Origin of the sequence: Flavobacterium psychrolimnae (genome assembly GCF_003312425.1) — a bacterium.
Lineage (GTDB): Bacteria > Bacteroidota > Bacteroidia > Flavobacteriales > Flavobacteriaceae > Flavobacterium > Flavobacterium psychrolimnae.
Genome location: NZ_QNUX01000009.1, coordinates 43,270 through 57,033, shown reverse-complemented (window position 1 = coordinate 57,033; position 13,764 = coordinate 43,270). Strand labels below are relative to the sequence as shown.

15 protein-coding genes are annotated in these 13,764 nt (G+C 35.8%); 11 read left to right on the top strand and 4 right to left on the bottom strand.

What is annotated here, in order from left to right:
- Positions 1-109 precede the first annotated feature (109 nt).
- The 7 genes from DR980_RS10500 to DR980_RS10470 all read left to right on the top strand — a co-directional run bounded on the left by DR980_RS10500 (position 110) and on the right by DR980_RS10470 (position 6,857).
- Positions 110-985: a helix-turn-helix domain-containing protein gene (locus DR980_RS10500; RefSeq protein WP_073209286.1), complete on the top strand. Its 876-nt coding sequence runs from the start codon at positions 110-112 to the stop codon at positions 983-985.
- A 99-nt stretch (positions 986-1,084) separates the two neighbouring features.
- The gene (hemH, locus tag DR980_RS10495; protein ID WP_113635835.1) at positions 1,085-2,140 is read left to right on the top strand and encodes a ferrochelatase; all 1,056 of its coding nucleotides are present in this window, start codon (positions 1,085-1,087) and stop codon (positions 2,138-2,140) included.
- On the top strand, positions 2,141-3,496 hold the full coding sequence (locus DR980_RS10490) for an MATE family efflux transporter (protein ID WP_113635834.1): 1,356 nt from the start codon (positions 2,141-2,143) through the stop codon (positions 3,494-3,496).
- The gene (locus DR980_RS10485) at positions 3,483-4,037 is read left to right on the top strand and encodes a CopD family protein (protein ID WP_113635831.1); all 555 of its coding nucleotides are present in this window, start codon (positions 3,483-3,485) and stop codon (positions 4,035-4,037) included. The genes DR980_RS10490 and DR980_RS10485 overlap by 14 nt, the downstream gene beginning before the upstream one ends.
- A 2-nt stretch (positions 4,038-4,039) precedes the next feature.
- Positions 4,040-5,512: a sensor histidine kinase gene (locus DR980_RS10480; protein ID WP_394335939.1), complete on the top strand. Its 1,473-nt coding sequence runs from the start codon at positions 4,040-4,042 to the stop codon at positions 5,510-5,512.
- Between the two features lie 10 nt (positions 5,513-5,522).
- On the top strand, positions 5,523-6,305 hold the full coding sequence (locus tag DR980_RS10475) for an enoyl-CoA hydratase/isomerase family protein (RefSeq protein WP_113635829.1): 783 nt from the start codon (positions 5,523-5,525) through the stop codon (positions 6,303-6,305).
- A gap of 147 nt (positions 6,306-6,452) precedes the next feature.
- Positions 6,453-6,857, top strand: coding sequence for a hypothetical protein (locus DR980_RS10470; RefSeq protein ID WP_113635827.1), 405 nt, complete (start codon positions 6,453-6,455; stop codon positions 6,855-6,857).
- A 106-nt stretch (positions 6,858-6,963) separates the two neighbouring features.
- On the opposite strand, the gene DR980_RS10465 is transcribed toward DR980_RS10470, so the two are convergent.
- From DR980_RS10465 to DR980_RS10455, 3 genes are all read right to left on the bottom strand, one after another.
- Positions 6,964-7,617: an HD domain-containing protein gene (locus DR980_RS10465; RefSeq protein ID WP_113635825.1), complete on the bottom strand. Its 654-nt coding sequence runs from the start codon at positions 7,615-7,617 to the stop codon at positions 6,964-6,966.
- A 90-nt stretch (positions 7,618-7,707) separates the two neighbouring features.
- Positions 7,708-8,697 (bottom strand): acyl-ACP desaturase, encoded by a 990-nt coding sequence (locus DR980_RS10460; RefSeq protein WP_113635823.1) that lies wholly within the window; start codon positions 8,695-8,697, stop codon positions 7,708-7,710.
- Positions 8,698-8,707: 10 nt separating this feature from the next.
- Positions 8,708-9,442, bottom strand: coding sequence for a lysophospholipid acyltransferase family protein (locus DR980_RS10455; RefSeq protein WP_113635821.1), 735 nt, complete (start codon positions 9,440-9,442; stop codon positions 8,708-8,710).
- 125 nt (positions 9,443-9,567) lie between these two features.
- Here DR980_RS10455 and rnpA point away from each other — a divergent pair, with 125 nt between their 5' ends.
- Genes rnpA through DR980_RS10435 form a run of 4 tightly spaced genes read left to right on the top strand, consistent with a single transcriptional unit; the run spans position 9,568 to position 13,276 of the window.
- Positions 9,568-9,948 (top strand): ribonuclease P protein component, encoded by a 381-nt coding sequence (rnpA, locus tag DR980_RS10450; RefSeq protein WP_113635819.1) that lies wholly within the window; start codon positions 9,568-9,570, stop codon positions 9,946-9,948.
- Positions 9,949-9,991: 43 nt separating this feature from the next.
- Positions 9,992-10,828, top strand: coding sequence for a DUF4349 domain-containing protein (locus DR980_RS10445; RefSeq protein WP_113636068.1), 837 nt, complete (start codon positions 9,992-9,994; stop codon positions 10,826-10,828).
- Between the two features lie 4 nt (positions 10,829-10,832).
- Positions 10,833-12,470 (top strand): S41 family peptidase, encoded by a 1,638-nt coding sequence (locus DR980_RS10440; protein WP_113635817.1) that lies wholly within the window; start codon positions 10,833-10,835, stop codon positions 12,468-12,470.
- The gene (locus tag DR980_RS10435; RefSeq protein WP_113635815.1) at positions 12,470-13,276 is read left to right on the top strand and encodes an OmpA family protein; all 807 of its coding nucleotides are present in this window, start codon (positions 12,470-12,472) and stop codon (positions 13,274-13,276) included. The genes DR980_RS10440 and DR980_RS10435 overlap by 1 nt, the downstream gene beginning before the upstream one ends.
- Here DR980_RS10435 and DR980_RS10430 read toward each other — a convergent pair.
- Positions 13,259-13,723: a GNAT family N-acetyltransferase gene (locus DR980_RS10430; RefSeq protein ID WP_113635813.1), complete on the bottom strand. Its 465-nt coding sequence runs from the start codon at positions 13,721-13,723 to the stop codon at positions 13,259-13,261. The genes DR980_RS10435 and DR980_RS10430 overlap by 18 nt on opposite strands.
- Between the last annotated feature and the right edge of the window lie 41 nt (positions 13,724-13,764).

Sequence of the window (13,764 nt, the reverse complement as noted above, 5' to 3'; positions counted from 1 at the left end):
AAAACCCTTATTTTTGTAGCAGAAACAGGTTATTTTAATCGCCTTATTTAGAGCGTTTCTAAATAAAACAACCTGATAATTATCATTTTTACGTTAAAAAAACATCGCTATGGGTTCTCAAGAAATCATAAAAATTGAAGATGACTTTACCTTAATTCGCTTTCAGAATGACGGCACCGATGCCTTTCAAGCCCAACGTGAAGTGAGCAGTGGATTGATTCAGTTTCATTTTGGATTAAAAGGAAATGCAAAATTTATCTTTAATCAAGGAAACTATGCATTAGAACTGAAAGAGGAGAAATCATTGCTTTTATACAATCCACAAAAGGAACTGCCTTTGAATCTGGAATTAGCGCCAAATTCCTGGGTGATATCGGTGATTATTTCTATCAAAAAGTTTCATGCTTTGTTTTCGACAGAGGCGGATTATATTACTTTTTTAAGCGCTGATAATAAGGACAAAAAATATTATAACGAAGGAAATATCAGCCCTTCGATGGCAATTGTTTTGTCTCAACTGTTCCATTATAGCTTACATCCGTCGATAAAAAACCTGTATTATAAAGGAAAAGGATACGAATTACTGAGTTTGTATTTCAATAGAACCGAAGATCCAAATGCAGAACAATGTCCGTTTTTAATAGACGAAGACAATGTAATGAAGATTAGAAAAGCCAAAGAAATCATTATTGCCAACATGGCTGAACCGCCCGGACTACAAGAATTAGCAGATGAAATAGGTTTGAATTTAAAGAAACTAAAAATGGGTTTCAAACAAATTTATGGTGATACGGTTTATGGTTTTCTATTTGACTACAAAATGGATTTTGCCCGAAAATTACTCGATAGCGGTTCCTATAATGTAAATGAAGTAGGATTGAAAATTGGTTACAGCACCGGAAGTCATTTTATAGCGGCATTCAAAAAGAAATTTGCCACTACGCCAAAGAAATATTTGATGTCAATCAACCCAAATATGCAGTAAACAATTGATTTCTTATATTAAACAATAAATAAAAAATAGTTAATCGCAATTTATAAAAAAGTAAGTTTATTTACTTTTGTGCCAACAAAAAAAGACAACATGAAAGGTGTATTATTAGTTAATTTAGGTTCCCCGGAAAGTCCAACTGCTAAAGATGTAAAACCGTATTTAGACGAATTTTTAATGGACAAATATGTAATTGACGTTCCGTTTTTGTTACGGGCATTATTAGTTCGTGGAATAATTTTACAAACAAGACCTAAAAAATCAGCTGCCGCTTACGCAAAAATATGGTGGGACGAAGGTTCTCCACTTGTCGTTATTTCCAAAAGAATGCACGCCAAAGTAAAGCAATTAGTTGATATTCCCGTTTCCTTAGCGATGCGTTACGGAAATCCATCTTTATTGTCCGGTTTACAAGAATTACATGATAAAGGCGTAAATGAAGTGCTGCTTTTCCCATTGTATCCGCAACACGCTATGGCTTCAACTACTACCATTCTGGAATTGGCTGAAGAATTGCGTAAAAAGCATTTCCCGGAAATGAAATTCACGATAGTTCCTGCCTTTTACAACAAACCCGATTATATAAAAAACCTTGCCGATTCTATCAAAGGTCATTTAGAAGGTTTTGATTACGATCATTTATTATTCTCGTACCACGGAATTCCGGAGCGTCATATTCGCAAGACAGATATCACCAAATCACATTGTAAAATTGACGGATCTTGTTGCAACACGCCTTCACCGGCACATGAATTTTGTTACCGTCACCAATGTTATGAAACGACCAAACAAGTGGTAAAATTACTGGGAATTCCAGAAGGAAAATACAGCCAGACTTTTCAATCGCGCTTAGCGGGAGACAAATGGTTGACGCCTTACACGGATGTGGAAGTGAACAAAATGCCTGAAAAAGGAATTAAAAAACTTGCTGTTGTAACACCTGCTTTCGTATCCGATTGTTTGGAGACTTTAGAAGAAATTGCCATGGAAGCCAATCATGAATTTAAAGCTCATGGTGGTGAAGAATTCTTGGCAATTCCATGTTTAAATGACAGTGACGATTGGTGTAAAACAGTAGGTAGCTGGATTTCAAATTGGTCCAACGCTTCTTCATCCGTTAAAGTTGACTCTGAAAAAATAAACGCTTAAATGGCTGTTACCGCCGATGAGTTAGGAACTCAGGACATCAAAAAACTCTTGATAAAACAAGCCGTTCCCTCTTCTATTGGAATTTTATTCATGTCGGTTAATATTCTAATTGATACCATATTTGTTGGGCAATGGATTGGTTCTTTGGCTATTGCGGCGGTAACCGTAGTTTTGCCCATCACCTTTTTGATTTCTTCTTTGGGAATGGCGATTGGCGTGGGCGGAGGCTCTGTACTTTCCCGAGCATTGGGAGCCAATCATAAGGAAAAAGCATTGCATACCTTTGGCAATCAAATCATGATGACTTTTTTATTGGCATCAGTTTTCGTGCTATTTGGTCTTTTTTTCAGCGACGAAATGCTGATGCTTTTTGGTGCGAAAGGAGCCATAATGGAACCTGCAAAAGAATTTTTTATCCCCATAATTATAAGCGTTCCGTTCTTGGCACTTTGTATGATGGGGAACAACGTGATTCGGGCCGAGGGCAAAGCAAAGTTTGCGATGGTCGCCATGATTATCCCCGCATTTATAAATATTTTACTAGATATTATTTTTATAAAATACCTCAATTTAGGAATGTTTGGCGCTGCTTTGGCGACAGCTATATCCTATTTTACCTGCTTTTTATTCGTGTTTTGGTTTTTTTATTTTAAAAGTGAGCTACAACTAAAAGCCAGGCATTTCAAATTCAACATTCCTATTGTAAAGGAAATATCCGAATTGAGTTTTGTGACTTTTTCAAGACAAGGAGTCGTGAGTATTTTAGCGATAATCCTGAATCATACTTTATATACTTATGGTGGTGAACATTCCGTTGCTATTTATGGGATTATCAGCCGAATGTTGATGTTTGCCTTATTCCCAATTCTGGGAATCACACAAGGATTCTTGCCCATCGCAGGTTTTAATTACGGTGCTGGAAATTATGAAAGAGTCAAAGAAAGTGTACAACTGTCGATAAAATATGCCGCCATTCTAGCCTCGCTGATTTTTGTGGTAATTCTAATTTTTGCCAAACCTATCGTCGCCGTTTTCACTACAGACCTTAAAGTAATTACAGAAACCCCCGAAGCGTTGCGTTGGGTTTTTGCGGCTTCGCCAATCATAGCGGTACAGTTAATTGGTGCAGCTTATTTTCAAGCGGCGGGAAAGGCAAAAAAAGCATTGCTTTTGACCTTAAGCAAACAAGGATTTTTCCTAATTCCGTTAGTGCTGATTCTACCAAATTTTTTAGGTATTTTTGGAGTGTGGATTGCATTCCCAATTGCTGATATTTTATCAACACTATTGACTGGCTATTTTCTAAAAAAAGAAATGAACACAAAACTGATTCAAACTAACGATGGAATACTATAATTACCTTAAATCCTTACACCTCATCTTTGTAATCACATGGTTTGCAGGATTATTTTACATTGTGCGCTTATTCGTTTACCAAATAGAAGCAGCAGATAAGCCTTCGCCAGAGAAAGAAATTCTTCAAAAACAATACAAAATAATGACTTACCGTCTTTGGTACATTATCACTTGGCCTTCAGCAGTTTTAGCGAGTATTTTCGCTTTTTGGATGTTATTTTTCACGGATTTAGGGCAAGCGTGGTTAAAAATGCCTTGGATGCACGTAAAACTTGGCTTTGTATTTGCGTTGTATTTATACCATGCAAAATGCCAACAAATATTTAAGCAATTGCAAAATGACGAGGTAAAATACACAACTACTTTCATGCGGTTGTGGAACGAAGGCGCAACTATTATCCTGTTTGCTGTGGTTTTCTTAGTAATTTTAAAAAATGCCGTTAACTGGATTTATGGCGTTATTGGGATTTTCTTATTTTCCATTTTGATAATGCTTGGTTTTAAATTTTATAAAAGAATTAGAGAAAGAAATCAATCATAAATATGTTCAAAAGTTTCAAAATAGCAATGCTTTCTTTACGAATCAGGATTTTCCTTTCGATGATTGTATTGATATTAATGGCTTCTGTAATACTAGCTTCCATTTCAATCATCCAATTTAAAAACGAAGCCAAAGAATACCACCAAGAACGTCTGGTACGTAATGAAAATGCAGTAAAACAGCACATTAACTTCATCCTTTCAACAACGACTTATCCGCTGACCTCGGGAAATTTGGATTTAATTTTTAAGGATAAAATTCATGAGTTAGCCCACATTCACAATATCGAAATCAATATTTACAGCTTAGACGGAAAGTTGTTGAAATCCTCTAAGGAATCCTTTTCTGTTGATAAAGTAGCGCCTCCAATTCCAAAATATATTTTAAAGCTGGTTCGTTCCTCTATCGAAAAAAGATACGTGGACATTAAAACTATCGATGGCAAAAAGAACCGTTCTGCTTTCAGCCAGATTAAAGATGATAAATTCAAACCACTGGGAATCTTAAACCTGCCTTATGTAGAAGACGATGGCTATTATGAAAACGAACTCAAGAGTTTCTTGATTCGTCTTGGACAAGTGTATACTTTCATGCTTCTTATGGCTTTTGCCCTTGCCTACTTCCTGTCGTCCTACATTACAAAATCATTAAAGACCATTTCAGATAAGTTGAGTGAAACGAGTTTGAACCAAAAAAACGAGAAAATTGTTTTAGAAGCCAACAGTAAGGAAATAAATCTTTTGATAAAAGCGTACAACGGGATGGTGGATGAACTGGAAAAAAGTGCCATCAAATTAGCACAGAGCGAACGTGAGGAAGCTTGGCGCGAAATGGCGAAACAAGTGGCGCATGAGATCAAGAATCCGCTTACGCCAATGCGTTTAACGGTTCAGAGTTTTCAGCGAAAATTTGATCCGACTGATCCTAATGTAAAACAGAAAATGAACGACTTCTCGGAAACGTTGATTCAACAAATTGACACTATGAGTGCAGTAGCTTCAGCTTTTTCAAATTTTGCATCGATGCCAGCGCAGCAAAATGAAACCTTGAATGTGGTAGCTGTTGTAGAGCTGGCCATGGATATATTTAACGAGGATTACATTGTTTTCCAAAGTGATTCTCCCGAAATTATTTCGAAAATTGACAGAACACAACTCATTCGAATCATTACAAATTTAGCAAAGAATGCCATTCAGTCTATTCCAGAACACCAGGAAATTAAATCGGTGGTGGTACGTATCAAAAAAGAGGAAAACAATGTATTAATTACGGTTTCTGACAACGGAATTGGGATTCAGCCTAAAGACATTGACCGCATATTCGAACCTAAATTTACCACCAAAAGCAGCGGAATGGGTCTTGGTCTTGGAATTATAAAAAACATTATCGAAAATTATAAAGGAACGATTACCTTTGAAACTGAATTTGGAAAAGGAACTACTTTTACAGTTTCGCTTCCAATAATTAACTCTTAAAATTACAATTATGAATTACGAAAATATATTAATTACAACCGAAAATAACATTGCTACGATTACCATTAATCGTCCTACAAAACTAAATGCATTGAATGTTGCGACGATTTCTGATTTGAACAAAGCGTTTAAAAACTTAGGGAAAAATGCTGAAATTCGTGTTATTATTTTAACAGGAAGCGGTGAAAAAGCGTTTGTAGCCGGTGCTGATATTTCAGAATTTGCTCATTTCTCGATTGAGGAAGGAACGCAATTAGCAGCAGAAGGGCAAGAAAAATTATTTGATTTCATAGAAAATTTAAAAACTCCAGTAATTGCCGCAGTTAATGGTTTTGCATTGGGTGGCGGATTAGAATTAGCGATGGCCTGTCATTTCAGAGTCGCTTCAGAAAATGCAAAAATGGGATTGCCTGAAGTTTCACTGGGCGTAATTCCGGGTTACGGAGGAACACAACGTTTGCCACAATTGATAGGAAAAGGACGCGCGATGGAAATGATTATGACCGCAGGAATGGTAACGGCGCAGGACGCTTACAGAACCGGACTAGTGAATCACGTAGTTCCTGAAGCCGAACTTTTAGACTACTGTGTAAGTGTGGCGAATAAAATAATGAAGAACTCTCCATATGCTATTGGCAAAGCTATAAAAGCTGTCAATGCTAATTTCAAAGAAGGAAAAAATGGCTATGAAGCCGAAATAAAAGCCTTCGGAAAATGCTTTGGAACAGAAGATTTTAAAGAAGGGACAACAGCTTTCTTAGAGAAAAGAAAAGCAGTGTTTACTGGAAAATAATAACAAAAGAGAGCCACATTGGTTCTCTTTTTAGTTACAAGTAGTATCCTTTAAAATAATCTTTCCTCAAAAAGAGATTGTTTGATTTACAACACTTAATTTTGCAGACCCGTTTCGGAATATAACACATCATCTAAAATTAAACTTATGTCCTTCCAACCTGTATTTGCACTTTTCTGGGGAAAAGTAAAAGAAAGCATCGAAAACCACACTTACGCCAAATTAACACTTGCCAAAACTATTGGTGATACCGAACTGAAAAACATCTATGTGCGTCCCGTTTTATTAGAAAATGACGTATTTAGTCTTTCTATTACGGCGCGTTACAAAACTGAAGAAATAGAAAGTTTTCATACACTAGATGAAGCTTTTATTGTATTGGCTCCGTATATGAATAACCCGTTTCTGACCGCTTTGCTATTCACGACAGAGAATGATATCACTTTTAAACTCAATAAAAAAAGAGTAGGAACCATTATTGAGCAAGCGCCCACTTTTAAAAACGCTTCAGATGTGATTCTTGAAATGAAAGAAAAAGGAATTTCGATTTAAGATTTTTGATTAATCCCGATAGCTATCGGGACTGATTTTTGATTTAAAAAATCAGCAATCGAAAAAACATCTGAAATTTAAAATCGTTAATCCGCAATCAAAAATCCTATTTCTCCCCTTCCCATTCCGCATAAAATTGCGCCAAAAATCCTTCCATGTAACGGTGTCTTTCTTGTGCAATTTGTTTTCCGGTTTGGGTATTCATCTTATCTTTCAAAAGCAATAACTTTTCATAAAAATGATTGAGCGTTGGAGAATCGTTCTTCTTGTATTCCTCCTTGGTCATACTGGAATTTGGGGCGATATTAGGGTTGTATAGCGCTCTATTTTTAAATCCGCCGTAATTGAATGTTCTGGCAATTCCAATAGCGCCAATCGCGTCTAAACGGTCTGCATCCTGAACCACATCTAATTCTATTGATGAGAATTTCTTTTCGAAATTACCGCCTTTGTATGAGATGTTTTCAATGATATTCACCACATGAGCGATGATTTCTTCATCAACATTTTCCGATTCTAAAAAATCTCGGGCAATTCTTGGGCCAACAGTTTCATCGCCGTCGTGAAACTTACTGTCGGCAATATCATGAAGCAAAGCACCTAATTGAACTATTCCGCTGTTACAAACTTCATTTTTTGAAATTAGAAGAGCATTTTTATACACTCTTTCGATATGGAACCAGTCGTGTCCGCCTTCGGCATTTTCTAATTTTTCTTTTACAAAAAGAATCGTTTTATCTATTAAATCAGGGTTTATCATTGTTTATTATATTTTAAAAAAAATGTTGAACTTCAAAGTTATCCAACTTTAAAATCCAACATTTTTATTCTTTATTTAGAACTCAAAAATCTATCGTACTAAAGCTGGCTCAACCCATTTGAAGATATGTGATTCTTGTGGAATGACTAATCTTTCTGAAATTTTCGCCATTCTTGCAGGTAGTTTCATCAAATAATCACGGGCTTTTTCTGCTTCATCTGTCAAACCGGAAATCTTGTCAATTTCCCATTTGTCAATTAATTTTTGCATAATATCCACATAATCTGCTGCGGTATAAACCCCAATTCGTTGTGCTGAATCAGAAAACTGTTCAAAAGCAGTGCTGATTTTTTCACCGGATTCTCTCAAGAAATGAGCCGGCATAACGATTTTTGCTTTCATCATATATTGGAAAGCAAGCATCATTTCACTTGGATCAACTTGAAAAATACGATTTACAAATTCGCTATACGCATGATGATGACGCATCTCGTCACCAGCAATCATTTTGCACATTTTAGACAACTTGTTATCACCATATTTCTTAGCCATTTGCGCTACTCTATTATGAGAAACGTATGTCGCTAGTTCTTGAAAACTGGTGTACACAAAGTTTTTGTATGGATCTCTTCCGGTTCCAATATCAAAACCGTCGTTAATCAGGTGTTGCGTTGTCATTTCAACTTCACGCATGTTTACACGACCAGATAAATACAAATATTTGTTCAGTAAATCACCGTGACGATTTTCCTCACCAGTCCATTGTCTGATCCATTTAGACCAACCGTTTCTTTCTACGTTATCAATTCCTTCTACGTCCATTAACCAGGATTCGTAAGTTGGCAAAGCTTCCTCCGTAATGGTATCACCTACTAAAGTTACCCAGAAATCATACGGTAATTCTTTTGCAATTTCACGTAATTCTTTGACCTCATCAAAAAAAGTATCGCTTTGGGAATTAGGCAAAAAATCAGTTGGTTGCCATATTTTCTCCACTGGAATTAGATACTGATCGACAAAGCTGTCTACGTTTTTTTCCAAAAACTGCATTACTTCTAATCGAATGTTTTTTATTGACATTATATATAAATTAAATTTTTATTCCTTGAACTACTGCTGTTTCTGTTTTCTCCATTAAATCAGCAAAATCATAATCCTTAACCGCTAAAGGCTTATGTACTACAAAGGTAAGGCGATTTCCTAAACCTAATGGAAAAAAACCGTATTTAACTATTTTCCAAGAGTTGTTTATACTTACTGGAACCACATATGCCGAAGGTGCGTTCTTGCATAAAATTTTAAGACCAGTTTGCGAGAACTCTTTTGGTTTTCCCGTCTTGCTTCGTGTTCCTTCCGGAAAAATAACTGCCGAACGATTGTGTTTTTCAATATATTCTCCTAAACCTTTGATGGCCGGAATGGCTTGTTTGGGATCTTTTCGATCAATAAGAACAGAACCTCCGTGACGTAAATTAAATGACACACTTGGGATACCGCTTCCTAATTCTTTCTTACTGACAAATTTACAATGAAATCGGCGGAAAAACCAAATCATCGCAATAATATCGTACATACTTTGATGATTGGACACAAAAATTAAAGGCGTGTTTTTAGGAATGCTTTCTATGTTTTCAAATTTGTAGGTTGTCCCCAAAAGATTCGTGCATCTCAACAAGAAAAAATTCAAGTAATCGACACTTATTTTATGGGCTTGATAGCCAAAAACATGGAAACAAACCCACTGTATCGGGTGAAAAATAACCAAAGTAAGACCGAAACACAAATAATAAATTACGGAAATGGGATACGAAATCAGTTTTTGCATGCTTTAAAAATTTGTCACAAAAGTAAGAAATATATTTTTAGCGGTATTTAAATCCGAAACAATATACAGGCTCAACGTTTAATCGTAACTTTGCACGTCAAAATCCATGACTTTTTTATATTAAAATGAACTTCACTTACCCAAAAAACGAAAAGCTAAAAAGTAAAATCACCATTGGATTATTGTTTACCGAAGGGAAATCAGTATCTAAATATCCGCTGCGATTGGTGTATAAAGCCAGTTCTTTGAGCGAAGGAGAAAAAATAAAAATGGGTGTTTCTGTTTCTAAAAAGAATTTCAAGAAAGCCGTAGACCGCAACTATTTCAAACGTGTGTTGCGCGAAACCTATCGCCTGAACAAACACCTTTTGATTGACAATCTGGACCAACCGTATTCCTTTATGTTTTTTTACCAAACTAAAGACCGCTTGACATACGAGGAAATTAATACTAAAACCATTCAGTTGTTTGAGAAGTTTTTACTCCAAATAAAAAAAGAAGAGTAGCAATTCTATTTTTTGTATTTTTAGCATTAAAATTTTAATGTTTATGAAGTCAATAGCCCTATTCTTTCTACTATTATTTTCTTTTTCCGGTTGTAAAAAGGCCGAGGCTGATTTAGACATGAAAGTATCAGCTATCAAACTTCCTTCAAAAGAAGTTTCAGCCGGCAATTCACTTTATGACAAAGGAGATTTAAATTCATCGACAAAGGAAACTCAACAAAACATTGAACAAAAAATCATCAAAGAAGGAAATCTTCGTTTTGAAACCAATGATTTAACAGCCACTTATACTCAAATACAAAATGCTGTAAAGAGTCACAATGCTACTCTTCAAAATGATACTGAGGGCAAGGATTACGAATCTGTTTTTAGAAGATTAATCATTCGTGTTCCAAGCAAAAATTTCGATTTATTTTTGAAAGACATTTCAAAAGGAGTTGCTTATTTTGACAATAAAGAAATATCTTCTCAAGATGTAACTGCAGAATATATAGATATTGATGCTCGATTAAAAGCTAAAAAAGTACTGGAAAACCGTTATCTCGAACTTTTGAAAAAAGCAAATAAGGTTTCTGAGATGTTAGAAATTGAAAAACAACTTTCCTCCATTCGTGAAGAAATCGAAGCAAAAGAAGGCCAGTTGAACTATATGCAAAACCGAGTTTCATACAGCACCATTACCATAGAATTCTACAAATCTATCGCTGAAGAAAGTGGCGTAACAGCCTCTTATGGAATGAAAATTTGGACTGCCATCAAATCAGGATTCAACAGCGTTTCGAGTTTATTTATAAATTTACTCAGTATATGGCCGTTTATAATTATCCTCGTTACTGCAGTTTACTTTATTAGAAAAAGATTTAAGACAAAAAAAATATAAAACAATGTATTCTTTCTTCAAAAAAAAATTCATAATTCCCGTTGTCGCTTCGGCATTTCTGTTTATTGGAACCAGTTTCAAAGATGATTTTTTCGAAATCGCCAAGCAAATCGAGATATTCACCACACTTTTCAAGGAATTGAACCGGAATTATGTCGATGAAACCAATCCTGGGGAACTAATGGACAAGGCCATCAAAGGAATGCTGGCTAATTTAGATCCCTACACCGTGTATTTCAACGAGCAGGATGTGGTGCGATTTAAGATAAACAATACCGGAGAGTATACTGGAATAGGCGCTTTACTGACTCGGAAAGAAGACAAATTAATCGTTAAGGAACCCTATAAAGATTTCCCTGCTGATAAAGCGGGTTTAAAGGCCGGAGATGAAATTATTCAGGTGGGCGATGTACTTTTGTCTGATTTTAAAGATGAAGCTTCTCAGCTTTTCAAAGGCACTAAAAACACAAAGATTGACGTCAAATATATCCGTCAAGGAAAAGTAAATACAACACAGATTATTCTGGACGAAGTCGAAATCAAATCGGTTCCCTTTTTCGCAAAAATAGACGACAAAACCGGTTACATCGTATTGTCTCATTTTAACAAAAAAGCATCCTTGGAAACCAAAGAAGCTTTAGAACAACTCAAAAAAGAAGGTGCGGAACGCATTATATTGGATTTAAGAGATAATCCGGGCGGACTATTGAATGAAGCAGTGAATATTTGTAATTTATTTGTTCCAAAAAACGAGATTATCGTTACTACAAAATCAAAAATAGAGAAACATAACAGCACCTACAAAACGACAAAAGATCCTGTAGATACTGAAATTCCTTTGATTATTCTTGTTAACGGCCGAAGTGCTTCGGCATCAGAAATTGTCGCTGGCGCACTTCAGGATTTAGATCGCGCTGTGGTGGTGGGAAGCCGCAGTTTTGGAAAAGGACTCGTGCAAAGACCAGTAGATTTGACGTTTGGAACGCAGCTAAAAGTAACTATTTCGCGCTATTACACACCATCTGGAAGATGTATACAAGCTTTGGATTATTCTCGAAAAGACAAAAATGGAATGGCAATAAAAACAGAAGAGAAGAACTTCAATGCTTTTAAAACCAGAAAAGGAAGGACGGTTTATGATGGCGGTGGCATTCAGCCCGATGTGGAACTGGAAGAGGCAAAATCAAGTCCAATAACCGATGCTTTGATAAAAAATGATGGAATTTTTAATTACGTAACCAGTTATTATTATAAAAATCCCGATTTAGGAAACCGTATTCCTACCGTTACTGATGCAGATTATTCCGATTTTAAACAATTTTTGAAAGTGCAGAAATTCTCTTTCGATACAGAAACAGAATTGGCATTGAAAAACACTTTGGCTGTAGCCAAAAAAGAAAAACTGGATGAATCAATTCAGGCCGAATACCAACAATTGCTAGCCGCACTGCAGAAAAGTGAAAATGCATTATTGGATAAAAACCAAAAGGAAATCAAAAACCTAATGGTCGATGAAATCATAAAACGCTACCAATATCAGGAAGGATTGTATCAATATTACACCAAAAACAACCCGGAAATCAAGAGAGCCATCACTATTTTGAATAATAATACAGAGTACAAGTCCATTCTAAAAATATAATGAAAAAATCGTTTTCAATATTACTGCTTCTTTTTTCCAGCTTTTTATCAGCTCAGGGAAAACCTGTAGAAACGGTATATTTTGAATTTGACAAATTCACACTTGACGACAATCAAATACAAACGATAGTCGATTTCATGAAAAATTTGGATACCACAAAAGTAGAATCCATTCAAATTTATGGATATTGCGACGATCGTGGTGCCAACGATTATAATTTTGAATTATCAAAAAACAGGGTAATTACAGTTCAAAACATTCTTACGGAAAATGGTTTCAACAAAAACAAAATTGTCATTATTGAAGGCAAAGGTCGTGTAATTGTACAAAAAGATATGGTGGAAAACCTGTCCGAAACCCGATCTAAAAATAGGCGTGTTGATTTATTTATTGTTAAGAAAAACAGTTTTGGCAACGGCATTTACAATTCGTTTCAGGAAAAACATAAAGTAGGGGATCGCATTTATCTGGAAAACATCCTTTTTCCGCTTGGCAGCAGTGCATTGACAGAGCAATCCAAAAAAGAATTAGATAAGATTGTACTTCTTTTGCAACAGCAAAAAACGTTGGAATTCGAAATCAGAGGCCACGTTTGTTGCACTCCAAGTTATTTTCAGGACGCCATAGATAAGGAAACACGGGAACGAAAACTTTCTTTGAACCGCGCCAAAAACGTCTACCGTTACTTGATGAATAAAGGAATAAACAGCCTTAGAATGCATTATGTAGGAAGCGGAAACAAGTTTCCTTTAGGCCAGGGAGAAGCACTGGACCGCAGAGTTGAATTTCTAATTCTGAAAATCTGATTCGCCTCTTTTCATCTCAATATGCGGAATATCATCTTCGAGATACATTTCGCTGGTTTGCACAAATCCATGGCTTTCATAGAATTTTTTCAAGTATAATTGTGCTCCAATAGTGATTTTGCTTTCGCCAAAATGTTTCGAAATTCCTTCAATTGATTCTCGCATCAAGTCATGCCCCCATTTTCTGTCGCGGTAATTTGCATCAACCGTTACTCGGCCAATTGAGGCATTATCAAAACTGATTCCCGGTTTGAAAAGTCTGGAATGTGCGACAATTTTACCTTCAAATTCTCCAATAAGATGCAAAGCCACTTTGTCCTTTCCGTCAAGATCGAGGTAAACACAGTTTTGTTCTACCACAAAAATCTCGCTTCTCAATCGCAGTAAATCGTATAATTCGTGAACAGAAAGTGCGTCAAAGGCCTTTATTTTCCATTGTATTGCCATGCCTTGTATAAGTTTTAGAATGCAAATAAAAGAAATTTAAG

What these genes read in the sequence shown, in the direction of transcription:
- DR980_RS10455 (WP_113635821.1), bottom strand. Translation starts at nt 9,442, where the DNA reads ATGCAAAAACTGATTTCGTATCCCATTTCCGTAATTTATTATTTGTGT.
- DR980_RS10480 (WP_394335939.1), top strand. Translation starts at nt 4,040, where the DNA reads ATGTTCAAAAGTTTCAAAATAGCAATGCTTTCTTTACGAATCAGGATT.
- DR980_RS10485 (WP_113635831.1), top strand. Translation starts at nt 3,483, where the DNA reads ATGGAATACTATAATTACCTTAAATCCTTACACCTCATCTTTGTAATC.
- DR980_RS10460 (WP_113635823.1), bottom strand. Translation starts at nt 8,697, where the DNA reads ATGTCAATAAAAAACATTCGATTAGAAGTAATGCAGTTTTTGGAAAAA.
- DR980_RS10430 (WP_113635813.1), bottom strand. Translation starts at nt 13,723, where the DNA reads ATGGCAATACAATGGAAAATAAAGGCCTTTGACGCACTTTCTGTTCAC.
- DR980_RS10435 (WP_113635815.1), top strand. Translation starts at nt 12,470, where the DNA reads ATGAAAAAATCGTTTTCAATATTACTGCTTCTTTTTTCCAGCTTTTTA.
- DR980_RS10470 (WP_113635827.1), top strand. Translation starts at nt 6,453, where the DNA reads ATGTCCTTCCAACCTGTATTTGCACTTTTCTGGGGAAAAGTAAAAGAA.
- hemH (WP_113635835.1), top strand. Translation starts at nt 1,085, where the DNA reads ATGAAAGGTGTATTATTAGTTAATTTAGGTTCCCCGGAAAGTCCAACT.
- DR980_RS10445 (WP_113636068.1), top strand. Translation starts at nt 9,992, where the DNA reads ATGAAGTCAATAGCCCTATTCTTTCTACTATTATTTTCTTTTTCCGGT.
- DR980_RS10475 (WP_113635829.1), top strand. Translation starts at nt 5,523, where the DNA reads ATGAATTACGAAAATATATTAATTACAACCGAAAATAACATTGCTACG.
- DR980_RS10465 (WP_113635825.1), bottom strand. Translation starts at nt 7,617, where the DNA reads ATGATAAACCCTGATTTAATAGATAAAACGATTCTTTTTGTAAAAGAA.
- DR980_RS10440 (WP_113635817.1), top strand. Translation starts at nt 10,833, where the DNA reads ATGTATTCTTTCTTCAAAAAAAAATTCATAATTCCCGTTGTCGCTTCG.
- DR980_RS10490 (WP_113635834.1), top strand. Translation starts at nt 2,141, where the DNA reads ATGGCTGTTACCGCCGATGAGTTAGGAACTCAGGACATCAAAAAACTC.
- rnpA (WP_113635819.1), top strand. Translation starts at nt 9,568, where the DNA reads ATGAACTTCACTTACCCAAAAAACGAAAAGCTAAAAAGTAAAATCACC.
- DR980_RS10500 (WP_073209286.1), top strand. Translation starts at nt 110, where the DNA reads ATGGGTTCTCAAGAAATCATAAAAATTGAAGATGACTTTACCTTAATT.